Here is a 24,847-nt window from a genome sequence, read left to right as displayed (position 1 = left end):
GGCGCAGGTGGCTCCAGTGGATGGGTCATCGACACGCACGCCTTCCAGCTCGACCTCAACACGGGCGACGTGATCACGATCGAGGGCTCCAAGAATGCCGGTGAATTTGCGCGTATCGACACCATAACCGTAACTGATGCGTCCTTGTTGCCGCCTCCGCCGCCACCACCAGCAGCGAATATTGGACTTGGCCGCACAGAGGCAGAAGACCTGATCCTCACTGATGGGTTCATCACTGAATCCCGTTCGACCGCTTCGAACGACGCCGTTATACGCGCGGAGGATAGCGCAACAACCAGCGTCGCCGAGGGACAGTTCACAGGTGCTGACGGCGACTATCTGGTTCGCCTGTCCCATCTTGATGAGAGCGACGGAGTCTCGGCCTATCAGATCAAAGTAAACGGCCAGGTCGTCACAAGCTGGCTGGCAGATGCAGATAGTGATGTGTTCAATATTCATGAAGCTTCGGTCGCTCTCGAAACCGGAGACCAAATCTCCGTGGAAGCGGTCTATGATTCAGGCGAGAAGGCCCGGATCGACTGGATTGAAATCGTCGAAGACGATTCAATCGCCCCAATTTCTCACACACTCAACCCGGAAGATTACGATTATATCGCCTTCACCGGTCAGTCGAACGCCGAGCGGTACTTCTATCGCCATAAGGATGACGAGAGCCCAGGCGATATCGGATCGGTTGTGTTCGAGAACTCCATCGAGGCTTATCTCAATGGTGACACCACGCTGATCAACGCCGCCAAAGGCGGCAGCGGCTCCAACCCGCTGGCCGATGCCAATAGTTATTGGTGGAACGTGGATACAGATTCCCCGGGGCCAGCGCTGCTAACCGCGGTTTCAAAGATAGATGCAGCCCTCAATGCGGGCGAGGATCTCGACGCCATTATCTGGGCACAAGGCGAAGATGATGCGCGCGCGATTGATGGAAGCAACACTTCTTCAATTGTCGACGCTCTGATCGACGCTACGACCAGCGTGTTCGAGTATCTCTGGAACCGGTATGGCGCAGACATCCCCGTCTTCATTCAGGAATTGGGTGACTTTCCGGAACTGGGCCCCTGGCTCGATGGCCCGGAAGGCGCGCTGTCAGCTATCCGGGATGCCCAAGCCTACATCGCATCACTTTACGACAACGTTTATATCGGGGCGACGACCACGGATGTCGATGAGCAAATGGACGATGGAATCCACTTCAATGTGGAAGGATTTGGTCTGATCGCCGAGGAACTTGCCGAGACCGTCGCAAATGTATTGACGGGTGAAGTTCTGGCGTAAATCGTGCACTTATCATTTCGTCTGGCACAGTCGAGAGCACGATATGCGAATACTCATTGCGAGCGCACACCCCTATATTCCGCAGATTGCGGGCGGCGCCCAATCCAGCACGCATGAACTCGTTCTGGAATTGCGAGCTCGAGGGCACAACGTCAGCGTATTTTCAGGCCTGACCGGAGACGGTTGGCTCGGCTTGCGTCATCGTACAATGTTGAAATTGAAGTCTGGAACGATCGTCAGCGATGACGTGTGCGGCTACACCACTTATCGTGCTTGGCACCCTGTGGATTCAACATCCGAAGTCGTGGACGCATTCAAACCCGACGTCGTGATTCTACAGTCAGGGTTTCCAGCCCGGCTGGCGAAAGGCTTCAAATTCCGGAATGTACCGCTGGTTTTCTACCTGCGAAATGTGGAATTCGAAGATTTGGGGGGAGACCTCAAAGAATTTTCAGATTGCCAGTTTATTGCAAATTCCGAATTCACGGCGCGAAAGTTCGATGACGCATTCGGCGTGAAATCGGAAATCATCTATCCTCTCATTCGTCCAGAAATGTACCAGACGGAAACGCGGCGTGAGTCTGTCCTGTTTGTGAATCCGCACAAGCACAAAGGACTCGACATCGCGCTGAATTGCGCCCGCGCCTGTCCCGAGATCCCGTTCACTTTCCAGATGACTTGGACCCTATCCAAGGAAGACCTCGACGAACTCAACTCCGCGCTGGCGACTCTTCCAAACGTTCGAGTTCAGGCCCGGACCCAGGACATGAAGCAGGTCTATGCCGAAGCCAAGATTGTGCTGGCCCCAAGTCGATGGGAAGAGGCTTTTGGACGCATTTCGGCTGAGGCTCATATCAACGGAATTCCTGTTGTAGCATCGGCCCAAGGCGGATTGCCAGAATCTGTAGGACCCGGCGGGGTTTTGATCGATTTGTCAGAGCCTGAAGAAACCTGGTCAAGCGCCCTGAAGAGATTGTGGACCGATAAGGCTCATTACGATCAACTGGTCCAGGCCTCACTAGACTATGCAGCGCGCCCTGCCCTGCAACGCGATCATCAACTCGATACACTGGAAGCGGTGCTCGGACGTGCAACGTCCGCGGCCGACCAGTAACCCGCCCTACCGACAGGACACACCATGAACCTATTGTTCGTCACTGCTCATCCGCATACGCCGCAAATTGCAGGCGGATCACAATCCAGTACGCATGAATTGTCGCTGGAAATCATCAAACGCGGTCATGATGTCTCAGTACTGTCCGGCCTCTACCACAAAGACCGGCTCGGTTACCTTGTACGGGCGGCGCTCAAGCTGACGCCTATGAAGTATACGCGCGACAAGCTACCCGGGTATCCTGTTTATCGAAAATGGTTTGTCTGGGAAGAAGGTGACGCGGTTCTGAAACAAGCCAAGCCGGACGTATTGATTGTCACAGCGGGCAAGCCCTTCAAGACCGCAAAGCATTTCGCTCAGTTTGGCATTCCACTCGTAGTCTACGTCCGAGACGTGGAATTCCACAAGTATGAAGCCAGCCCTGCCGACCTCCCGGCTTCGACAATCTATGTTGCGAATTCCCAATTTACTGCGGATGCTTACAAGGAAAAGTATGGCATAGACGCGGTACCCATTCCGCCCATGTTCATGGCCGAGCGCTATACCTGCGATCATGCACCAGAGGTCGTCTCCTTTATTAATCCACACCCCAAGAAAGGGCGAGATATCGCGTTCCAGATCGCTGAACGCTGCCCTGATATTCCGTTCGAGTTTGTTGAAGGCTGGCCACTTCCCGAAGATGTCAGCAAACAGAATGTCGAGTGGGCACGAAAATGCGGAAATGTGACTCTGAAGCCGCGCACCAATGATATGCGCAAAGTCTATTCCAGAACCAAGATCCTGCTCATCCCAAGCCAATGGCAGGAAGCCTGGGGGCGCATTGCATCAGAAGCTCACTTCTCTGGCATTCCGTGCGTCGCCACAAAAATTGGAGGCTTGTCGGAATCTGTTGGCGAGGGCGGTATCCTGATCAGCCCGGACGCACCAATCGATGACTGGGTGTCGGCGGTGAGGAAGCTTTGGGATGACCAAGGATTCTATGCGGCCATGCAACAACAAACGCGTGATTATTCCAAGCGTGATATCCTGAACAAAGATCACCAGATCGACACGCTTCTGGATGCGTGCAACCGCGCGAAGGCAGCTTTTGCCGCTGAACCAGACGCAGCTGCAATAGCGAACTAATAGACACGACAGTTGGGTGAAAGAAACCAGCTCTGCGACTCTCAGGTTTCCGAGAGTGATTGTCCGATCTTCCGCCGGCCCAGCAAACGCAAAACGAAATTGCGACCGCTCCGCATAACGGGATAAAGCACGCGCGCTCGCTTGGGGCTGCGAAAGACCCAGCCGTTCAACTTGTTGAACACTGTCACAGGACTGCTGATCATCGACAATATGTGGATGCAATCATCCCCATAATACCATTCGCCACTGATGCGCGCGGCCATACCCTGATCCATATCGAACTTGCCGCGGGCGAAGATAGCCGTTTCATCGGACGACCGGGCATCTATCAGACGGACGGTCCCCACCGACTCGCGTATCCGCAGCATCTTCACATACTGGCTACAAAACGGGCATTCACCATCATAGACGATTACATTTTCAGTCATTTTGATCGCCGCTAGTTTATCGGAATGATGTCGGTTTTTGTGCTCACCAGAACATCTCGCTTGAATGCGCCATCTTGCCAGTCGAGACACACCGTTTCGACATTGTAACGATAGCCTGCGATGTTTTCCAGATTCAGCGCTTCAAACCCCTTGTATCTCACTGGCATGGAATAATGATGGTGAGGATATAGGTGGTAAGACGGCGTTTTGCCCGATTTAATTTTCTGCTGCAGCATCATCTGGTGATGAGAGCCGATGAAGCTCGACGCGGCTCCGGCATCAAAATCGACGATAGACGCATCATTTTCGTACGGTGAATGATAGGAGCAAGTCTTGGTAGCTTTCATGATATCGTAATTGGCGATTTCGTCCGAGCGAACGCCGATGCCAATCTGCCCCCATTGCGACGTCGGCACGTGACGAGACGGTCCGCGATGCTCGCGATATCCAAAGTTACGTGTGTACATGAGATATGAAGACTGCCGGAAGAAGCTATTGGGGACCCGGTACTCTTCACCTGTATCGGTGATCGCGGTGAAATAGGAATCTCGCAATTCCCGGCTATCATACCAACCAAGGCGTGCATTGTAGAAAACTGTATGTCCCATGATCGTGACAAGTACGCCAGCAATGATCGCCTCCTTGGGAAGTCGATCCATCTTCATCGCGACAAAAGCCGATGCGAGAAGGCTGTTCAACAAAATCCAGGGAACGAACAACGCGCCGGTCAGCAAAAAGATTGCGATGTGCATCATGTCGAAGAAGACGGTGAAGGCCAACATGGTTCGCACGCGCAAAAAAGCGAGGAAGCACAAGAACTGCGCCGCCAATGTTACGACGTTGAGATACGGCTCGACTGCGCGAAGAACTGAATATGCAAAACCGAAAAGCCCGGGCGCATACGCCCCTGGTGCGGCACCGACATTATAGCCAGCCAACATCAGAGAACTGGTTGGATTGTCAGAAACCCAAGCAAAGACACCTCCATCAAGGTGAATCTTCGCCAATCCAGACATGAAGTAGTTGCCCAGATGAGCGCCGACCGCCATGCAAAGAATGATGAGTGGTAACGCGGTGATGCCCTGCTGAATACCCGTGTGAAAGCGCTCCGGGATAATCTGCTTCCGCTTGGCGATCTCTACCGCTTTTACGAACAGGCCAAGCGCCACAACCGCGCCGGCCGTGAAGACAAGCACTTCCACAAGCGGCGCATAATCATTGCGACCGAGTTCCTTCGCGCCAGACAGAACCCGTGTCAGGTCCTTGTGGATCAATAGATACAAGGGAGGTAACAGCGCCAGGGATGGCCGAAACATGGCGGCAATCGTGGCGGCGAAAACAATGAATGGAACGACAACAATAAAGTTTCCAGCGCCGCTCTGAACGTTCTCGTTTACACTCGAAAAATCCGCGCCCAACCACAGGCTGTAAAAGCCGAGGAAGAGGGCGAGACCCTTGATGATTATACGAAGATACTTTGGCACATCATCATACTTGATGATGGCAGCCAGCGCGCAGCAAACTGCGATTGCAATGTAAATCGCAAGCGCGCGTTCAGGGTGCCAAGCGGCCGAATAATTGGCAATGAAGTTGAAAATCGGAACCAGCAACAAGCTTGCCAGCACAATGATGCCGATTGTCCCAAACTTGATGATTGGTGTCAGATTGTCATCGTCGGATAGGTTGGATCTGTGCCCGAGTGTTGCCCACCGTAGCCCTGCCATTTTATTGTCACCCCACTAGGTCTCCGAAGCAGCGTTCCTCCACCCGGAAACAGAAATATACATTACGACCATTTAACACGCCGAAGAGTTTATCGGAATGGAAAACCGGCCCGGTCAGACTAGTTTTTATTGATAATTACTACTGATCGCTTCAGCGAAATAAGTACTAGTCCGTATTCATCTTAAAAAAATCTGAAACGATAACGCTAACGAAGGGATTTGCGTCAGGATCTACCCGACGCCTTCTTCATAAGCGCATATCCTCTGTCGCCCACAATTGAACGAACAAAATTCTTCATCGACTGTTTGTTTGACAAGGGCGTCTTCTGAAGCACAATCCGCCGAGGCAACCCTTTCATGGATTGCTGAATTGTGCGCAGATCACCGCTGGCAGGCATATGCATTTGCTGCGTCTCAATGCATAGCGCTGGCTTGCCGGATAGACGGGCGATTTCAACCGCTTGGTCGTGTTCGCTTTCAATGAACATAATGCTGTTCTTGTTGCGATAGACTTCCGCCTTGAACGACCCATGCGCCTTTGCTTTCTGGCGGGCCTCCTTGTTTGGCAAGTCTAGCATGTTAAGCGACTCGTACTGGATGCCCCACTTCTCGAGCCAAGCTTCTGTTTCCGGGCGATACTTTTCAAGTCGGCTCGTTACCAGATGGCCTAATGGCTTTGTCGGACGATTCAGCGGTATCGCGTTGAGGATAAATTCGCGATAGCGGTCGCCGTCATCATTTTGCTGGGCGGTGGGGTCCAGGCAAAGGACGCCATCAATATCGATGCAGCATTCCTTAAGCAGTCCGTGGTGGAAGAGGTTCCATTGAAAAATTCGCGGCTGGGGTACAGCGTCCAGAACAATGTCGATATCCGGGTGCGTCATCTTGGGACCGAAAACGGCACAATAAGTTAGATTGTATCCTTCAAGTTCGACATCCAGCCGCTCCTTTACAGCGCGAATGGAATTGCCGTGGAACACGCTGTCATCAATCACCAGCACATTCTTCATCTCGGCGAAGGTCTTGTTCACCGCCGCACCGCGACGCGTGCGTCCCGAAGCCATGACGCGCCCCTCAATCAAACCTTCAACATCCGTGATGGGCAGGTTCAGCAAAAGGCCAAGGAAGTTCGCCGGAATCAAACCGCTGCGCGGAACGCCCACGATTAGATCGATGTTGTCCGGCAACCGGCCAAGCCCCATCGTTATGGCATCATACATATCTGCGAGAGAGCGATAGTTCATTCCTGCATTCCCTTTTGAGCCGCTCGAGCCTGTCGCTTGGACTGAATGCTGTTCCAGATCATTTCAAGCAGTTCTCGCGCCATCGAAACCTTTTCTTTGAACAAGGTCAGAACAGCAAGGTATATGCCATAAGAGAGCGCCAGAAGCAGGCCAATTTGTAAAAAGCCGATCTGCTGGAACGACTGCCCCGTGAAATAAAGTGCAGCAGCTGCGACTGCCAACGCCAACAGGTGCGGCATGAGCAGACGCACGAAATCTTCGAACCTGACGGTCCCATTGCGGGATGCCATGAACCAGACATAAGGCGTCTTGAACACTAGATCGCCAATGGCATACGCCGCAGCCACGCCTACGGCCCCTTGGGGCAATCCCACAACGAAGGAGGTTATGGAAATCACGGCAGTAACGGCACCGACCATGAGATAGTGCTTGCCTCGCCCCTGGCTGACGAACAGCCAACCCATGGTCGAGGTCATGACCTGAACAAGACCAGCAATTCCGAGCCACATGAAAACCGGCGCCGCCGCCACCCACTCCTTGCCCAGCAGGACGAGGAAAATTTCGTCGGCGAACAGTATGCCGACCAGAACGCCCGGCTGCGCGGCGACAAGAATAATGGTGACGGCCACAAAGTAAGCACGCTTGTAGCGCTCAGGCTGGTTCACATTACGAGAAAGGAACGGCACCATCACCCGGGAGAGCGGATAAGTGATTTTCTGCAATGGGAAGAGCAAAAGCTTGTAGGCCCGGTCATAAAGACCGAGTTCGACCGCATCATGAAAGCGCGCGATTAGAATATTGTCGGCATTTCGTGAGGCAAAATTGAGAAGGTCAAATCCGGCGATACTGGAGCCGAACCCGATCATTTCCTTCATGCCTTCCGCACTGCCTATCTTCATCGGTTTGAACTTGCTGGCCATCCAGCTGGCGAGTGTGGAAACAGCCGCCGTAATAATCGTGCCACAGAAGAGCGCCCAATAGCTTCGGGTCAGATAGGCGGTTGCGACCGCGACAGTGAATCCGGCGAGCAACGAAACGACCTCGATGATCGCAATGGTCTTGAAGGCGAGCTTGCGAGCCAACAACGCAGCCGGCTGGGATTGCAGGCCCCAGACCACGATCGTTGCAGCATACGCGACCGCGAGCGCCTGAACTTCAGGCTCTCCATAGAAATCGGCAAGCAAAGGTGCACACGCCGCCATGATGATGGCGAGCAGAATGCTCATCGACACGCTAAGCCAGAAAAGATTACTCACAATCTGCTGCGATATCTGGTCTCGCTGTACGGTCGCCTGGTTCAGACCCAGCTCCTTGACCATGGCCGCGAAGGCGACGGCGGGCGCAACCATGGCGACGAGACCGAAGTCAGCTGGCAGCAACAGGCGCGCCAAGACGATACCCTGAACAAACCCCAGCACAACTCGAAAGCCCTGAGCGACCCCGGTGATCGCAGCTCCACTCGCCAGGCCCGCCGCAGTCGTATTGATATTATTGAGGTCGTCATCCTCGGGAGGCGTGTCGTTCTTGGACATGTGCTGAAATGGAGGCTTTCTCTGGCTCGTTCTCGATACTGTTGCAGGCTGGTACAGTGCGAAATTGTGGCTGGTTAATAGTACAAAGACGTCACTGCCGGATCTCTATCTAGATTTTGATAATTTGATCCGGTTGATTTTCATTGCACTCGTCATTGGAATGCTCGCTTGTTGTGCACCCATGGCGCTTGCCTTGCCTCAATTCCCCTTTTTCGGTCATGTCCCAAGTTTCCGGCGCGAACACGCCCGGGTTTCGGGAGACGCCCCCGTGTAGAAATGTTAGATGGAGAGCCTGACTATTTGGGGACGATCCCCTCTAGCATGCGAATTGCAAATATAGCGCCAGATGAATAAAGAATACCGGCGCTATCGGGTCTCTTTTCAGACCCATGCTGCAGCGCTGCATGAATGGGGATCAAAGGTGGGGTCATGCTAAAAAATCTGGCACAGCCGGAAACTGTGAATTCACAGCATTACGACTTTGTCGTGGTCGGCTCCGGCTTTGGCTCCGGTTTCTTTCTGTCGAAATTACTGCAGACAATAACCGGTCGAGTGCTCGTCATCGAACGCGGGGATTATAATGCCCATTCGTGGCAAGTGAACGAAAACCGGAACAGCTCGATCGACCGGGCAACGACTTATCATTCCGACAGCGACAAGCCGTGGAACTTCACCATCGGGTTTGGCGGCGGGACGAATTGCTGGTTCGCCCAATCGCCCCGATTTCTGCCAAATGATTTCCGGCTGAAGTCCAAGTACGGCGTCGGCCAGGACTGGCCTGTCAGCTATGATGAGCTGGAACCCTACTATTGCGATGCAGAAACCATCATGTCGGTTTCAGGCGATCCGGACATGCACGGCATCGCGCCACGTTCGAAACCGTTTCCACAACCACCGCATCATCCTTCTACGCCCGATCAGGTGATGAAGGCAGCGCGACCCGACACACACTTTATTATTCCCACTGCTCGTGCCCGAGTTGCCACGGAAGGACGCGGCCCCTGCTGCGCCTCCTTGCGATGCATGATTTGCCCGGCCGATGCGAAGTTCACGGCCCAGAACGGCCTGATGGATGTGTATAACGACCATCGCGTGACGGTGATCCTGAACAGCCGCGTCACCAGCTTTGACTCGACGAATAATACGGTAAAGAGCGCGAGTTTCGAGTCCGCGGGAAAGACATTCTCGGTTACCGGAGACGTGTTTGTACTCGGCGCAAATGCCATTCATAGCCCTGCTATCATGCAGGCATCTGGAATGGCCGATGCGCTGACCGGTGCCGGCCTAAACGAGACTTATGGGGCTGATCTAGAAATCCTGCTGGATGGTATGGAGAATTTCGACGGTTCCACTATCACGACTGGCTTGGACTATAGTTTCGCAGATGGCAACTTCCGCGCCGATCGCGGCGCAGCGCTTATCTACTTTGAAAATCGTTGGAAGTTTGGCCTTCGGACAGAGCGCTCGAAATGGCGGCAAACGCTTCCAATCTCTATCGTTGTCGAAGAGATGCTTGAAGACGGAAATCGCGTCGAACTCGGCGAGAACGGAGAGCCAATCGTTCACTTCATGGGCGCCAGCGACTACGCCAAGAAAGGTTTGCAGGCAGCCATCGACGGTTTGGACGAGATCCTTCAACCCCTACCCGTCGAAGAGGTTGTGTTCCGCCGGATACGCCGGACGGAGTCGCATCTGCAAAGCACGATGCGCATGGGATCCGATCCGGCAAGCTCTGTGGTGGATGGAGATCTCATTCACCACAAATACCGAAATCTCATTGTGGTCGGCTCGTCTGTGTTCCCAACATGTGGAACCGGCAACCCCAGCCTGACCGTTGCCGCTCTCAGCTTGAGGGCAGCTGAAAAGCTGACAGCGAAGGTGACCATATGACCCGGAACAGACTCTCACTTTCTCGCCGGGCCATGATTTTGGGTGGGGTTGGCGTGGCCGCAGCAGCTGGGGCTGGCACGGTTCTGCTGACGACCGATCAGGGGCATATCCGGCGCACGCTGAGACGGCTGGTCGGTCCGTTCAAAATGGACAAAGCGGAATTTGAGACCTTCGTACGAGACTTTCGGGAGGCTGAGGCTGCACCTTCCTTCATCAAGTCGGCCACGCTGCGCGGACTGGAATTGATTGGACTCGGATCAACTGTATCCGGGGGCGGAATTCCGAAATTGTCTGATCATCAAGCCGATTTCGAACGCGCCCTGCTCACCGCCTTTATCGTGCGCACCGACTATACGTTGCTTGATGAGCCCGCCACTGAACCCACGACCTATCTCGGCTCCATGACGGCTTGCTTCAATCCATATGCCGAGTTTGCCTAGGGCAGGCACCTGTATGCTGGCGCTCATGCGGTGCTTGCACAATACCTTGAAAAGATTTGCGTTATGACTTCACAACCAATTCTCCCAAATCCTTCTTCGTCTGAGCAGGTGACGTTCTCAAACAGTCTTGCGAGCCTGAGAGGCACTGCCGCCTCTTTCGTCGTGATTTATCATGCATTCCTGTTGTTCAAGGTTTCTGGACTGGATACACCGCAACGGCACGGTCTCAATTTTTCAGAACCGTTCCACATGCTGGTTCACGGCCTGATCGGCTTTTTCAACGGACCTGCCGCAGTTGTTCTCTTCTTCGTGTTGAGCGGGACAGTTCTCACGCTTTCCCTGCGCCGGTCGAAGGGCAAAGGACTTGCTCATCTGGCTGGCTATTATGTTCGACGTCTCTTTCGCCTGTATCCGCTACTGATCGCGGTGACATTGTTTGCTGCGGCCATGCACTGGCTGTATTTCAGTGATGCGCCCACGGCTGGGGCCACGAGCTGGATGAATGGATATTTCAACCAGGACCCCGGTTTCATAGAAACGCTTCTCAATGCCGTCGGCTACTCCAATAGCCTGAACTCTCCGGCGTGGACCATCCGGACAGAGATCATTGCATCATTTTTGATGCCTTTGTTTGTCGTTCTGACGCGTCGGCCGGCCCTTATAGCCGCTACGCTTGTTGTGCTGGTGGCGCTAATGTACGCACCGCTGCACATCGGCCATGTGAATGTCTATCTGATCGCATTCTTTCTGGGTGCTCTGATACCGAACTATGGACGCATGGTCGCCGACCTATATTTTCGGTTTCCGAAATGGTTTCGCTACCTTCTCATTGCCGGTGCACTTTTCGCTGGCATGTTCGTCCAGCGGATTTTCCGGCCATGGGTTCACGTGGACCCGTCTTCTGTTCTGGTCGTATCTCTTGCCGCAACATTTCTTGTCACCATAACTTTTTATGGTCGTAGTGAAGGCTGGCTGGCCTCCAAGAAGCTCGTCTTCCTCGGAGATATCTCCTACGGGCTGTACCTCTTGCATTTCATCATCTTGTTCGCATTCGCAGAATTGCTTGGGCCGATGCTTGGTGCCGATCCTTCACCTGTCTCTGCACTTGCCATGATGGCGTTCATTGCAGCCTTGACGCTGGCAGTGACCATTCCGCTTGCAACGCTGAGCTATCACTATCTCGAACGCCCGCTGCAGGACCTCGGAAGAAAATATTCCAAGCAAATTCAATCGGCTGACAAGACCGCAGAACTGTCGGCGGCAAACACCCGGCCCGCTGTCGAGACGCCCTGAAATGCTCGCCTATTCTTCTTTGAACGATACGGCCGTGAAGTCTGCAAGTGGCTTGGTCAAGTATGACAGAGCCGTGCGCTGACCTGTCTGGATCATGGCGTTCGCTTGCATCCCGGGCGTCAGCTCGGTGCCGACGCGCGCCTTCTCCTGCTCAGTCAGCTCGACGACAGCGCGGTAATACGGCGCGATGCCATCCTGTTCGACTAGGACATCAGCCGACACGGTCTTCAGAGTGCCTCTGACTTCGGGCGTGCGAGACGCATTGAGCGAGGGAAAGCGTATCCGCACGGAATCCCCATTCTGCACCCGGTCGATTTCGCTTGGGGATATTCGGACGATCATCACCAACTCCTCGTCATCCGGGACGATGGATAGCAAAGGCGCGCCCGCACCAATCACGCCATTGACCGCATGCACATTCACACCAAAAACCTGCCCTGCATAAGGCGCAACAATTTCAGTACGAGCCAATTGGTCAGCCGCGTACTGGCGACGCTCCATAAGGTCTTCAATACCCAACTGGATCTCTTTCAACTGAGTCAGCACAGTCTCACGCGTATCGGTTTCCAATCTCGATATCTGCAGCCGGCCTTCCGCCATCGCCGTACGTATCTGAGCGATCTCCGCTCTATGAGATGCTTGTTGGCCAGCAAGACGTTCCTTCTCGCGCTTCAGCGCCAGCATTCGGCTCTTTGGCGCGTGCCCTCTTTCGAACAATGCCTCAAGCCCGTTAAGCTCGTCTTCAAGGATCAATATCTGTTGGGAATTCGAACTCATGAGGTCTTTCAGACCCGCAACGCGTTCACCCTGTTGATCTATTTTGTATGAGAGCAATTGGACATCGGTTTCGAGTGCTTGAGTACGCGTATCCAAGATGGCCTGCTGAGTTGCAATAACGCGCGCCACGCGTCGCTTGCCGTCCTCTAGAGTTTCCAGAAATTCGATTGTGGGGGTCCGGACAACGACGTCACGTCCCTCCCGCTCCGACAGCAACCTCGCCTCTTCTCCTGCCAGGGTGAACAATTGGGCCTCAAGGCTGGCAAGAGAGGCCGCAACACCGGAAGTATCCAGGCGGATCAGTGGCTGACCGATTTCAACAGTATCTCCATCCGCGACCAGGATCTCCTTCACGATCCCACCTTCCAGATGCTGGACCGTCTTGTTGGCACCCGAAACCTGCACCGTGCCCGGAGCGACAACGGCGCTTTCGAGTGGCACGACCGCCGACCAGATGAACAAGCCACCAAACAACACACCAACTACTACAAGGCCCTGTACCATGAGCCTACGCAGGCCCAGGTCGATCAGCGTCAGACGGTCGCTATCCTCGAATACGATCGGACCCGTGGTCATTGCGTCTTGCCCTTCTCTATCAGCTTGATGCCGGTAGCAGACCGCTTCTGAGTTCTCAGAACCTTCGACAGAATTTCATCTCGCGGCCCGAGCGCCTGCACCTTACCCTCATGCATCAACACAATTTTGTCGACATGGCGCAGTGTGGTTGGGCGGTGTCCGATTATCACAACAGCCACCTTCTCATCCTTGAGCAGCTTGAGTGTGTCATTCAGCGCCTCATCGCCCTCATGGTCGAGATTGGCATTCGGCTCATCCAGGATCACCAGCTTGGGATCAGAGAACAATGCGCGCGCCAACCCAATACGTTGGCGTTGACCGGCCGAAAGACGTTCGCCACCAATACCCAACTCAGTGTTGTAGCCATCTGCAAAAGACTGGATCATGTCGTGGGCGTTCGCACGTTTGGCCGCAGCCACGATTTTTTCTGGGTCGGCGTTTGGACGAAGGCGGGCAATATTCTCACTGATGGTACCGGGTAAAAGTTCGACCGCCTGCGGCAAGTAGCCAAGCTGTTGTCCCAACTGGTCCGGCTGGTACTCCTTGATCTCGGCACCATCAAGTCGCACTGCCCCAAGCGCATAGGGCCAGACTCCGGTCAACACCCGGGCCAAGGTCGTCTTGCCCGAGCCGCTCGCTCCGATCACACCGACAATCTCGCCCGGCTCAACCGAGAACGAGATTGCTTGAAGAAAAGGTTTTTGCTGGCCTGGCAAAGCTGCAAAAACATTCTCTACCAACAGCTTCCCGGTGATGGCCGGAAGGGTCATCGGCGCTGCCTTCTGCTCGGTAGCGCCCGTTAAAGACGCAAGCCGTTTTCGCGCGGCCCTGGCACGAACAATCGAACGCCATTGCGAAACTATCTGCTCAATTGGAGTGATGGCCCGCGCGCCGATGATAGAGCCTGCGATGATCACACCTGGCGTTGCAACACCAGCAATGGCGAGCACGGCGCCGGCACCAAGCAAGGCGGATTGCAAAAACATCCGGAAAGCACGTGTAGCGGCGGCGGCGGTATTGATTGTGTCAGATGCTCGAATAGCTGTGGCATCCGCTTCGGTGGTGGCATCAACCCATTTGTCACGGACTGTCTTTTGCATGCCCAGCGCGTGAACCGATTCAGAACTGCGCCACGCATTCTGGGCGAAGACAGCGCCCGTATTGCTGACTTCACCAGAGGTCAGCAACGAGGCTTCGCTTGCCTTTTGAGTATATAGAGCCAGCGCAAAAATCACGGCTGAACCAATCAGGGCCAGTACACCGAGCGTCCAGTGCATGAGGAAGAGGATCAAAAAATAGAGTGGCGCCAGCGGCAGGTCAAAAGCCGCCTTGACCGTCGGGCCAGCCATGAATTGCCGAAGTTCCGCCAGGTCTTTCATTGCCCGACCGTCCTTGGCCCCTGAATCCTGGAGTGACCGACGATGAATGGCATCGAAAACCAAGGGGGCCATTTCGCGCTCAATCCGGGCAGCCACATGAACCAGCATCGAAGACCGGATCGCATCAATGAGCGCGTATCCAATGAACAGTACGGCGATTAAAGCTGTGAGCGCGATCAGCGTTTGCAGGGATCCACTGACCAGCACCCGGTCGTAAACCTGCAGCATGTAAAGCGGACCTGCCAGCATCAACACATTAAGGGCAACACTGAAGCCCCCGACTGCGAGAATAGCCCTGCGGGATTTCCGCGCCGTCTCGATCAGGGTTTCTTCATGACCCAACTGGTTCGGTCTTTGATTGGACACGCATCCACCTCTTCCGTGCGAGACGTCGTCACGTCAGCGCTCTATCAAGCAGACATGCACCGTCTCGCTGATCTTGTGCCCACCGGTTCGCACGAATGCGCGAGTTTCCAGGCACTATTCACCATACATGGAATTTGGTTGAATCTCTATTTACCAAGCCTTTGAAAACAACGACTTCTCGGAGATGTTACTTAATTTTTACGCTGTCGGAGTTCGTGAACTCACGCGCGCGCCGGCCTGTCTTGCAAGATTCCCGATGACGTGAAGCGTTGCCAATGGTGAAATCACCAGAGCTCTGATGGCTTTGGCCGGATTTCTTTCGCGAACAGCCTCGATCATTGTCCACCAGGCCAGCTCTCTTTCCGAGTATCTCAAGTGACCCAGAAGCGCGCGCCGGTCCGTACGCGTCAGGCTCGGATAATTCAGCATTTCCCGACTGATTTCAACCAAGCGCTGATGATCCCTGCCCGACTGGGAATGGGAAGCTGATCCTCTCCGGCGAACAAGGTAATAGCCCTCGGGATCGACAAGATCCGCCTTGGCACCTGACATCAGTAACCGCGTATACAATTCAAAGTCTTCGCCGAACCTCAACTGGTCTCTGTAAGGTCGCGAGGCGTCGCCAAGACAGCGTCGATTGATCAGGGGCTTGATGAAGCCGAGTTCCGACCGCTCAATGTCTACATCGTAGGATTGTTTGACGAACAACTCAGTCGTCAACCGGACAGCCCCTTCCGGCTTATCGGGCCACAAGACACGCTCGACCTCTTCCGGAGTGTCCTCGGAACTCATCAGGAGATTGTCTGCCACCCAGTCGAGATCTCTCGCGCGCGCTTCGTCCAGCAGGCCGGCAATGCGCGTCGGCAACATGAAATCATCACTATCGAGCGGCGTGAACCAGGCCGCATCTGTTTGCCGTATCGCGCAATTTCGAGCGGCCGACGGCCCGGAATTCTGAGCCTGTTGGACAAATGTAAGGTTCGGAATTGTCCGCGCCATTCGCTTGGCGATCTCTGGTCCATCGTCTGAAGAACAATCGTCCACGACGATCACCTCAACCGCAACAGTGTCCGGAACCTTCTGTTCGACGGCACTACGAATGGCACGTTCAATATTGGGGGCGTCATTGTAGAGGGGAATAACAATCGCAATCTTGTTTTCATCAAGCATTGGTCTTGCCTCCATATCTAAACCCTTGAAAATATTCAGTGTCCGAATAGATTTTCATGACACTTTCCGGAGATTCGCGATCGCCATCTTCCGGTCCCCCTTCAGCAGCATTACCATAGACGACATGCCGCGCTTCGCCATTGCAGGGGCCGCAATCAAAAGGCCTGCGACGTAGAGCGCTATTCCGAGCCCGATGATCGCCGCAACCCTGGTGAGGTCGGACCAGTCATCAGGAAGGTGGCCAGCGGCCCACCATATCCCGCCGCCCATTACGAGTGCGGCAATTAAAACTGACGACCCCGCAAGAATTTGACGGGTGATAGGGAATTTCACAGCACGGTAAACGGCCCAACTGCTGAGGAACCAGCCGAGGAATTTCTGGAAAGCCAAGGCAATCATTACGGCCTCCAAACTCACCCGCGATGCGAAAGGCAGCATCACCAGGAGAACCAGCAGCGCAAAAACACTGACCTTCAGCAAAAGGCCCGGTCGTCCGACACCGCGAAGCACCCCGCCATTGAACGCGGAAGACGGAAGGCGAATACCCATCAACATGGAAATCTGAATCGCGATGATCGCATCATTCCACTGGTCACCAAACACGACCGGCACAATGACCGGAGCGGCAGCGGCGGCACCGATGAATGCCGGATACGCAATAAATCCGGCGAGCCAGATCGCGGTAGACATCGTCTTGTAGAGCGTCGGAAGATCGTTCTGAGTTTTCGACGCTACCGGGAATGCGACTGCGCCAAACGGCGACACGAGCGCCTGCATCGCCTGACTCTGTATCCGCATGGCAAGATTGAACATACCGAGCGCCGCCGGCCCGAGAAACAAACCCACAAACAATCGCGGCAGACCCAAATCCCCTGCTGCTACCAGCCTCAATCCGATTGATGCCATCTTGAATCGGAGCAAGGACTTGAACTCAATCAGATTTGTCCGGAAAGACGGCCACCATTTGGCAAAATACAGGAAAGCCAGCATCCTCGCGAAACGACGGGACATTTCCATCGCGACCAGCGCCCAGGCATTCTGAAACAGGATCGCGCAACTTACGCCGACAATTGCGCCAACGATGTAACCCACGACATCCACAATGGTAATTTCGCGAAACTGCATATGTCGCTGTAGCAAGGCAGCTGGAACCGCACTCAGCGCGCCCATGAACAGAACCAACGACATGACCCGCAGGTAGTCGACCAAGGGCGGCACATCAAAGAGCACCGCAATGTAGGGAGCACTCAGTTGGATCAGTCCAAAAAACAGGGCTGCGAAGCACAGCGAGGACAGAAAGACTGAGTTGGAATGTTCTGTTTTCAAATCGGTCCTCTGAATGAGAACCTCATTGAGACTGTCGCTCGAAAAGACTTCCGGGATGACAAGTACAATCAAAAGAAACCCGTAGACGCCAAAATCCTCTGGCGTGAGCAACCGAGCGACCACAACAAGCGACACCAGACCGCTCAGCAAGCCCAACCACTTACTGAAAGCTACCCAGATGGCGGCTTTGCCAGCAGACCTCATCAGGCCTTGCGATGGGCTCGAGGGAATTTCGTCGGAAGAAATGGCTGCTATTCCCATGGAAGCTGAACGCACTCAAAAGCTGGATTCGGCTTTTAACCTTGCAAGGATGGTGCCTGAAAGGGCAGATTTTGCCAATTGCAGTACCGGCGAGCGGTAAGATTACTGTCCCGCAATGCTCAACAAACGAGAGAAAATTCCTAGAGAATTCAGCTATCTGCGCAGATGGTTAATATACTGGTCGCCCATTGCAGCCTGTTGGTGTTTCGTCAGCCTGCTCAAATCCCCAGTAACGGCGGGATACCGTCCCAAACCAACCACATTGATGCCGGATTCGACGTCGAGACTGAGTCAATGATTATGGGTGAAATCACGTGTCGGCTTAAGTCACCTTTAATAGTTGGTCGCCAAAAAAGAAGTATGCGCAATGCGAATTCGTCTCTGGCAAGGAATACATCCATGATGCATCTGACTGCAGAGCCCACCACAATTCGCCACTATCAGAGTGACGTCCAGACCGATATCGAGAATTTCGGCAAATGGCCCGTCTGGCTGCGCATCACGTTGATCGTTGGTCTTAGCGCTTCGCTGTGGGCAGGCATCATTTTCGCCATCGGCGCCCTGTTGTAATACAGCCCCCAAAAAGTGGTTACCTGGTCGCTACGCCTTGGCGTAGCCCGGGCTGGAACTCAGGTAAACAGGCGCCTTCCCTACGTATGTGCGACGCACCGGCGATAGTGTCGCCAAGGCGCCAAGATACAGCAAGTTAAGGGGGGTGTTGAAACTCGCCCACGCCAAAGACTCCGTAAACGTCGAAATGAATACGATCGCGCCGAAGACGAGCAGCGCAGACATCTCCAAAGACGAATCTCGGAAGAACTGCATTAGCAGACGATAACCGCACCACGCCCACATCAACATGTAAAGTCCGAGACCGATGTATCCGAGATGCACGCGCACTTCGAGATACGCATTGTGGAAGGTCAGCTTAGTCCCGTATGGCTTGAAATCCATCTCATTGATCGATTGTGCCGCGCCATTTGACGGGTTCCAAAATCCCTCAAGCCCCAAACCGATAATTGGGTGCTCTTCCGCTGCCAAGCGCCCAGCAGACCAGATATGAGTTCGCCCAGTGAAAGTCGTATCCTTACCTAGCGCGCCCAGGAAGTCCGCCACATAGTCTTGGTGAGTCTGGTTCAGCACAATCATGGCGCCTATCAAAACCACGCTGACGCCAGCAATGAATATGATGGATCGCAAGTGGCGCACCTTGCTAATGGATTGCCACGCGAACTTGACCAGAAACAGGCCGATGATCCCCACTCCGGCAAACACGAGTGCCGTTGCCGACGGCGCCCGTAGCATAAAGATTAAAGCAACTGGGAAAATGAGCGCGGCCAATAGCCGTGTCCAAGGCCATGACTTTTCATTCAACAATGTCATGAAGCTGAGCAATGCCACGAACAACATTTGCTGGGCGAAATAGTTCTTTTGCGGATACGGCCCGCCGGAGGGCATTGAATCATAGAATGGAATACACACAATGATCGCCATCACACCTGCGAAGAACATGCATCGCAGGATAGTGGTGATATCAAATCGCGTAATGATAATGACAGCGACCAGAGGGGTTAGAAGGTAAAGTGCGCCGCTCCGGATGGCTGCCCCCATATAGGGTGACCACAGAATCGAAATGAAACCGAATATCGGCAGGAGGAAAAGAGGCCACGCCTTGAGCACGATCGGAATGACCTGCTCCTTATGCAAGGCGAGAAGCCACAGAAACCACAAAACCATCAGATAGCGTAGTGGAGTTTCAAGCGGCAGTGGCACGAATGAATTCAGGAACCAAACCGAGATAAGCGCCTGCTCCCAGTATGGGATTTTCCGCGGCTCCTCATAGACTTTGGCCATGACAAGAGATGAATCGCGGTCAGTCGGAATACGACTTACAATGTTCATGCGACAGCCTCCTGGCCAAGACTGGTCGAGATCATGTCGCGCATGAATCCAGCCGGCTGCACGAACAGGTCTTCTGGCAAGCTTGCAAGTCGCATGGCGTAAGCGGCAATCTCCCGGCGATCTGTCAACAAATGTCCCACCAGTTTCGACAGCGAGCGCTCAAGGGGCTCCTCAATCACGAACCCGCAGTCATTCCGTGCGATCCAGGCCGCTGTCTCTGTACCGGCCGGCGCGATCGAGGGCGTCGCATAATAGCCTCCCTCATAGATCCGGTTCGGCAACAGCCAGACCGAATTGTACCCAGCCTCCATGAAGTCCCCTGCCCAGACCACATCCAGCGAGGCATAAATGCTGGATAGATCCTCTGGTGACCGGAACTTTCCAAAGAAGGTCATGTTTGGTCGACGCTCAATCTCGGGTTCGAACACAGGAATTTCGGTGCGTGCCGGGATTCCATGTAGCCGAATTTCCAATGTATCGGGATACGCGTCAGCCAGAGCGCATAGCAGGTCCAGCGAACGCTGGCACCGCAACATGCCGACCCATCCGAGTACAAGTTTTCGGTCTTCCAGAATCTCCACCGGGAGCGCAGTATCCGGCCGTGGGCCAAAGTTACTGTCAGCACTCAAACGGTTCTCTACGACATAGGCCGTGAAGTCGCCCCCGTAGTGAAGTTCGAAATGATTCCGCAAGAAGCCGGGAGAACTCACAACAAGCGCTCGTGTCCGCTTCAGCAGAGCGCGTTCGAGGCTGCGAAATATCCGACCCACAAAATCGGAGCGCGTCAGCAAGCGATGCACATCGAGGCTCTCGTAGATGACGGGCGTCTTCAGTCCTGTATGGCGCTTTGCCAGGAACGCACATGCCAGCATGTCGAGATTTCGCGCATATATGACGTCAGCTGCAGCTAATAGCTCACGTTGCTCAGCCGCCTTCCGCGCGCCAGCAAACACCTGCTTGATCCGCTGGATGAAGGCGCCATCACGCGTCATGCCAAGATCGACATTCTTCCATTCCGGAGAGACATCACGGCGGCGCATCATGAAGCCAACAACATCCATTCCGTCGCCGACGAACGACTTCACACGTCGGCGCACAGCGGCATCTGCCGCATCATGTCCGAAGAATGCAATTGTCGTCATCGCTCGATCCAATTCAGGGTAAGGGAAGCGATCATCGCATGAGCGCTTCGTCTCACACCTTAGTTTGCGTCAACTTTTTCAGGAGACTCGGTGCTATGCTCCGCGAGGCTTGGCGGAGTCTGGATCGCTGTAGGGCGAATTTCGCCTTTCTTCGGCTTGTTCGGATCCCGGCGCATGAAGCTGAACAGAGAAGGCTTCGTCTCCATCTGATAGTATTTGCGATAGGCATCATATCCTGCACCCGGGTCGCTATAATGGCGGCGGCGGTTGAGGTTCACCATGTTGAGCGTGACACCCAGCAGGTCGGCCTTGAAGGATCGCAAGAGTGCCAATGACTGACGTGCTGCTGAGCGGTTCGTGTGACGCCAGCGCACAACCAGAATGGCCTTGTCTGTCTTGCCTGCAACAACCCGCGCCTCAGCCATCAGCAGCAGTGGCCCCGTATCGATCAGGATGAGATCGTACATGGAGCGCAAGCGAACCAGAAGATCGTCAAAGGCACGCGTCCCGAACACGTCATGCGGTGTATGGCCCGTCAGAGACAGCGGCAGAATGTCCAGCATGCTCTTGGGATCCTTGGAGATCGCATCAGAAAGCTGTCCTGCGCCGAAGAGATACTCAATGAAACCAATCTCAGGCTTCAAGCCAGCTGCGTCAGTCAACTGGCGACGGCGGAAATCACCATCAATGACCAGCGTCCGCGCACCCGACATGGCCGACATACGACCGAGCGCCAGGGTCAGGCTTGTCTTGCCTTCATCCGGCAGGGATGAAGTGATCGCCACGGTTTTCGTTTCGCTGTCCAAGTCCGAGAAAGCGATTGCTGCTCGCAGATAGCGAATACTTTCGGCAAACGCTGATAACGGGTTTTCTATGAGATAATCGGCGGGATTGGTCTGAGCGAAGCCAAGGGCGTTGCCGGTGCGGATCAGTGGCACCGTGCCAAGGGCATTCTGAGCAAGCTTCTTTTCAATGTCTTCCGAAGATGAAATCTTCATGTCGAACATTTCGGCCATGATGGCGAGCGCACCACCCAGCAAACAGCCAAGTATCGCACCAATCAAGAGGTTCAGCGTCGTACGAGGTGAACTCGGGAACTTTGGCACTGAGGCATTGGACAGGATGACGGCATCCGGCTGGACGAGACCGTCCTGCTCCCGGGTCTCCTTGGAGCGCGCAATGAACTCTTCATACAATACGCGGCTGGTTTCCGCATCGCGCTCCAGCTCGCGCAGGCGTACCATTGCAAGGCTGTTGCCGCGAAGCTTGGAATTCGAGTTGCTGATTTGTGACTGGAGCCGGCCAACCTGATCCTGACGAACACGAACTTCGTTTTCAAGATTTGTGGCGATCCGGGTCATTTCGTTCTGGATCTGACGCTCGATATCCGCCTGTTCGGCGCGCGCACCGATCAGTTCAGGGTGCTGCGGCCCCAGACGGGTTTCGAGGTCACCCACCCGGCCGCGGACAGTAGAGAGCTGTTGTTTCAAGCTCGTGATAAGAGGAGATTCCAGAACTTCGGAAATCCCATCCACGCCAGCGCCGCTATTGATCTGCCGGCGCATACTGTCAAAGCGTGACCGGACACGGTTCAGCTCGACTTCAGCCTGTGTTTTCTGCGTGGTCAGATAGGCAATGTTCTGCTCGGTGAGCGTGTTACCCATCGCCGTTTCCATGTCGTTGTCGGCAATGAATTTGGCAACGCGGTTTTCCTTTTCCTCAACTTCCTCACGAAGGGCAAACACACGATCAGACAACCATTCGGTAGCGCGCCGTGTGGCGTCCAGCTTCGTTTCAAGCTGTTGAACCCGATACTGATCTGCGATGGCATTGGCGAGGCGGGCAGATGTTTCTGGCGAGGTGCTCGTGACCTCAACGTTGATAAGATAGGTGGTGCCGATACGCGAAACACCAACACGCCCCATCAACGTGCCGACGACGCTATCCAGAATGGCGCTCTCGCGCTCATCGACACTCATGCCTTCAAACGGGTCGATCACGCGCGTATCCATGCCGACCAGTGATTTGACCTGGTTCTTCAGCTTGCCCAGTGCGCTGGTCTTTCGCTCGCGCAGTGTCCAGTTGAACTCAGGATCCTCGATGAGCTTCTGTTTGACGGCAACCTTCGTCAGAAGTGACTTTGACTTCATGATCATGACTTCGGTGTCGATCACCGCCGTGCTGACCGCCAAACCACTGAGAACACTGCCCAGGTCGATCACGTTTTGCTGCTCAGTATCCAGCTGGACCACAGAACTCGATTGGTAGAGCGGCGTCTGGTTGAACGTCATGTACGCGACCAGCGTGAAGACCGAGAGGAAGCTCAGCGCAATCAGCCAGAAGCGCCGGTACACAGCCCCCAACAGCGACTTCAGATCTGTCGGCATGTTGTTGCCTTCGGTCTCCGCTTCTGCGGGAACCTGGGACGGAAGTTCAAAACTGAATGTCTTGGTCAAGATAATATACCGCGCGTTGGGGTTGGAAGCTTTCAGGCGACCGGCCGGATGGTCGGTCGCCTGGTATGGAAATTAAGGGTGGATACGAACCGAAATACCGAGAAGGTTCGCAGAGAAGCTCTCATCGGCCGCAAACGCCGTACCACTCCGGTCACGATCAACGCGACGTGCGAAGGCGTTCAGGTGCACCCGCTTGTTCATTTTGTACGTACCGATCACACCGAATTCGGTGATGTCGTCATCCCTGTCGGTCTCATCGTATTCATAGCTGGTGAGCTCGCCATATCCTGACAGGATGATATTGCGGTACAGTTCGTGATCAACACGGGCGCCTAGCGTCGTTTGAATGGAGCTCGCGCTGGTCCGAATGCCGCTATCGACTGTACGGCGTGCACCATTGAAGCTCACAGTGGTGAGACGGGTCGGGAACCATTCTACATTCGCATCGACGGCCAGACCGTCAGTGTCTTCGTAGAAATTGTCATCCTTTTCTTCGCTCAGATAGCCAATGGCCACGTCACCGCGGATCAGCGTGTTCAGCTCGAAGTCCACACCACCGTAAACAGTGTAGGAATCTGAATCCCTGGACCGTTCCGCACCGTCGACGACCAGCAGATTATCGTACTCACGCTGTTGGATCATGCCTTGGCCAAAAACAGCTACGTTCGGCGAAATCGCATAGCTGAGGCGCGAATTGAAGAGCGTGTCAGACCGGTCACGGAAGTCCTGATCGATCGGCGTACCGTCAAGGGAGACCGTGTCGTCATAGTCGACTTCCGCAAATGTCACAGAGTTCGTCCAGCGAATACGGTCATTTGTATAATTGGCACTCAGCTCGACGCCTGCACGGGTATACTCGATCGGCTCGCCCAGTCCGGATGTGTTCGATGGGTCGGACCGCTGATCCGTAGATTGCTGGTAGAAGACCGCGCCGCCAAGTGCGACGTCGCGCGTGACGTCCAGACGGCCCCGCAGCCGCGTATTGACATCATTGGCTGACTGGTCACTGAAATCCTGGTACTCGTCACGGCTGACAGACACGGAGGCGGCCACTTCGTGCACGCTCCAGTTTGTACGAGCCGCAATATCAGCGCCGATGCGGGCGATGACATCCGATTCTTCGTTGTCGCTCGTTCCCAACGCATTGTCGGTATAACCAAGGCCAGCGAACAGACTGGAATTTACCGTAAATGCTCCGAGCCGGATGGGCTCCGGATCATATTCGGGCTGACGGCGGTCTGTAACCGCCTCATACTTGTCCCGACTGTAATAGTCGCTCGACTGCGCATACGCCGTCCCAGACATCGCCGCAATCAGAGCGCCTGTCGCGACTCCTGCAAGGCTAACCCGCTTAGTATACAACATTTCCACCTCTTCCCTGGATTATGTATTCCGGTTGCTCGAACCGCCAT

At 54.5% G+C, this 24,847-nt stretch carries 19 protein-coding genes; 7 read left to right on the top strand and 12 right to left on the bottom strand.

Annotated elements, in window-relative coordinates; all coding sequences use genetic code 11:
* The 3 genes from B2P82_RS09745 to B2P82_RS09735 all read left to right on the top strand — a co-directional run.
* On the top strand, positions 1 to 1,290 hold a 1,290-nt coding region (locus B2P82_RS09745; protein WP_290496893.1), incomplete at its 5' end, for a hypothetical protein.
* Between the two features lie 43 nt (positions 1,291 to 1,333).
* Entirely contained in the window at positions 1,334 to 2,404 is a 1,071-nt protein-coding gene (locus B2P82_RS09740) for a glycosyltransferase (protein WP_290496892.1), read from the top strand.
* Between the two features lie 24 nt (positions 2,405 to 2,428).
* A complete protein-coding gene (locus B2P82_RS09735; protein WP_290496891.1) occupies positions 2,429 to 3,529 on the top strand; it encodes a glycosyltransferase in 1,101 nt (366 codons plus the stop codon).
* 41 nt (positions 3,530 to 3,570) lie between these two features.
* Here the strand turns inward: B2P82_RS09735 and B2P82_RS09730 are convergent, their stop codons facing one another.
* The 4 genes from B2P82_RS09730 to B2P82_RS09715 form a co-directional block, all read right to left on the bottom strand.
* Positions 3,571 to 3,957, bottom strand: a complete 387-nt coding sequence (locus B2P82_RS09730) for a DCC1-like thiol-disulfide oxidoreductase family protein (RefSeq protein ID WP_290496890.1) — start codon at positions 3,955 to 3,957, stop codon at positions 3,571 to 3,573.
* Positions 3,958 to 3,968: 11 nt separating this feature from the next.
* A complete protein-coding gene (locus B2P82_RS09725; protein ID WP_290496889.1) occupies positions 3,969 to 5,681 on the bottom strand; it encodes a hypothetical protein in 1,713 nt (570 codons plus the stop codon).
* A 224-nt stretch (positions 5,682 to 5,905) separates the two neighbouring features.
* Positions 5,906 to 6,925, bottom strand: a complete 1,020-nt coding sequence (locus tag B2P82_RS09720) for a hypothetical protein (protein ID WP_290479605.1) — start codon at positions 6,923 to 6,925, stop codon at positions 5,906 to 5,908.
* A complete protein-coding gene (locus tag B2P82_RS09715; RefSeq protein ID WP_290496888.1) occupies positions 6,922 to 8,457 on the bottom strand; it encodes a lipopolysaccharide biosynthesis protein in 1,536 nt (511 codons plus the stop codon). The genes B2P82_RS09720 and B2P82_RS09715 overlap by 4 nt, the downstream gene beginning before the upstream one ends.
* Positions 8,458 to 8,886: 429 nt before the next feature.
* Between B2P82_RS09715 and B2P82_RS09710 the strand changes: the two genes are divergently transcribed.
* The 3 genes from B2P82_RS09710 (at position 8,887) to B2P82_RS09700 (ending at position 12,080) form a co-directional block, all read left to right on the top strand.
* Positions 8,887 to 10,347, top strand: a complete 1,461-nt coding sequence (locus tag B2P82_RS09710; protein WP_290496887.1) for a GMC oxidoreductase — start codon at positions 8,887 to 8,889, stop codon at positions 10,345 to 10,347.
* Positions 10,344 to 10,787 carry a hypothetical protein gene (locus B2P82_RS09705; protein WP_206990701.1) on the top strand — a complete coding sequence of 148 codons (444 nt, stop codon included), beginning with the start codon at positions 10,344 to 10,346 and terminating at the stop codon, positions 10,785 to 10,787. The genes B2P82_RS09710 and B2P82_RS09705 overlap by 4 nt, the downstream gene beginning before the upstream one ends.
* A 63-nt stretch (positions 10,788 to 10,850) precedes the next feature.
* A complete protein-coding gene (locus tag B2P82_RS09700) occupies positions 10,851 to 12,080 on the top strand; it encodes an acyltransferase family protein (protein WP_290496886.1) in 1,230 nt (409 codons plus the stop codon).
* A 9-nt stretch (positions 12,081 to 12,089) separates the two neighbouring features.
* Here the strand turns inward: B2P82_RS09700 and B2P82_RS09695 are convergent, their stop codons facing one another.
* The 4 genes from B2P82_RS09695 to B2P82_RS09680 all read right to left on the bottom strand — a co-directional run bounded on the left by B2P82_RS09695 (position 12,090) and on the right by B2P82_RS09680 (position 17,878).
* Positions 12,090 to 13,433, bottom strand: a complete 1,344-nt coding sequence (locus tag B2P82_RS09695) for an HlyD family type I secretion periplasmic adaptor subunit (protein WP_290496885.1) — start codon at positions 13,431 to 13,433, stop codon at positions 12,090 to 12,092.
* Entirely contained in the window at positions 13,430 to 15,178 is a 1,749-nt protein-coding gene (locus B2P82_RS09690) for a type I secretion system permease/ATPase (protein ID WP_290479610.1), read from the bottom strand. The genes B2P82_RS09695 and B2P82_RS09690 overlap by 4 nt, the downstream gene beginning before the upstream one ends.
* A 198-nt stretch (positions 15,179 to 15,376) precedes the next feature.
* A complete protein-coding gene (locus B2P82_RS09685; protein ID WP_290496884.1) occupies positions 15,377 to 16,348 on the bottom strand; it encodes a glycosyltransferase family 2 protein in 972 nt (323 codons plus the stop codon).
* A gap of 54 nt (positions 16,349 to 16,402) precedes the next feature.
* A complete protein-coding gene (locus tag B2P82_RS09680) occupies positions 16,403 to 17,878 on the bottom strand; it encodes an oligosaccharide flippase family protein (protein ID WP_290496883.1) in 1,476 nt (491 codons plus the stop codon).
* A gap of 456 nt (positions 17,879 to 18,334) precedes the next feature.
* On the opposite strand from B2P82_RS09680, the gene B2P82_RS09675 reads away from it, so the two are divergent.
* A complete protein-coding gene (locus B2P82_RS09675; RefSeq protein WP_290496882.1) occupies positions 18,335 to 18,505 on the top strand; it encodes a hypothetical protein in 171 nt (56 codons plus the stop codon).
* A 30-nt stretch (positions 18,506 to 18,535) separates the two neighbouring features.
* Here B2P82_RS09675 and B2P82_RS09670 read toward each other — a convergent pair whose 3' ends face one another.
* The 4 genes from B2P82_RS09670 to B2P82_RS09655 all read right to left on the bottom strand — a co-directional run bounded on the left by B2P82_RS09670 (position 18,536) and on the right by B2P82_RS09655 (position 24,800).
* On the bottom strand, positions 18,536 to 19,837 hold the full coding sequence (locus B2P82_RS09670) for an O-antigen ligase family protein (protein WP_290496881.1): 1,302 nt from the start codon (positions 19,835 to 19,837) through the stop codon (positions 18,536 to 18,538).
* A complete protein-coding gene (locus tag B2P82_RS09665; RefSeq protein WP_290496880.1) occupies positions 19,834 to 20,979 on the bottom strand; it encodes a glycosyltransferase family protein in 1,146 nt (381 codons plus the stop codon). Before B2P82_RS09665 ends, B2P82_RS09670 begins: the two co-directional genes overlap by 4 nt.
* A gap of 59 nt (positions 20,980 to 21,038) precedes the next feature.
* Positions 21,039 to 23,435: a GumC family protein gene (locus B2P82_RS09660; protein ID WP_290496879.1), complete on the bottom strand. Its 2,397-nt coding sequence runs from the start codon at positions 23,433 to 23,435 to the stop codon at positions 21,039 to 21,041.
* A 72-nt stretch (positions 23,436 to 23,507) separates the two neighbouring features.
* On the bottom strand, positions 23,508 to 24,800 hold the full coding sequence (locus B2P82_RS09655) for an outer membrane beta-barrel protein (RefSeq protein WP_290496878.1): 1,293 nt from the start codon (positions 24,798 to 24,800) through the stop codon (positions 23,508 to 23,510).
* Positions 24,801 to 24,847: the final 47 nt, after the last annotated feature.

This window comes from Hyphomonas sp. UBA4494 (assembly GCF_002388935.1).
Classification (GTDB): domain Bacteria; phylum Pseudomonadota; class Alphaproteobacteria; order Caulobacterales; family Hyphomonadaceae; genus Hyphomonas.
This window is presented reverse-complemented; position numbering and strand designations above follow the sequence as displayed.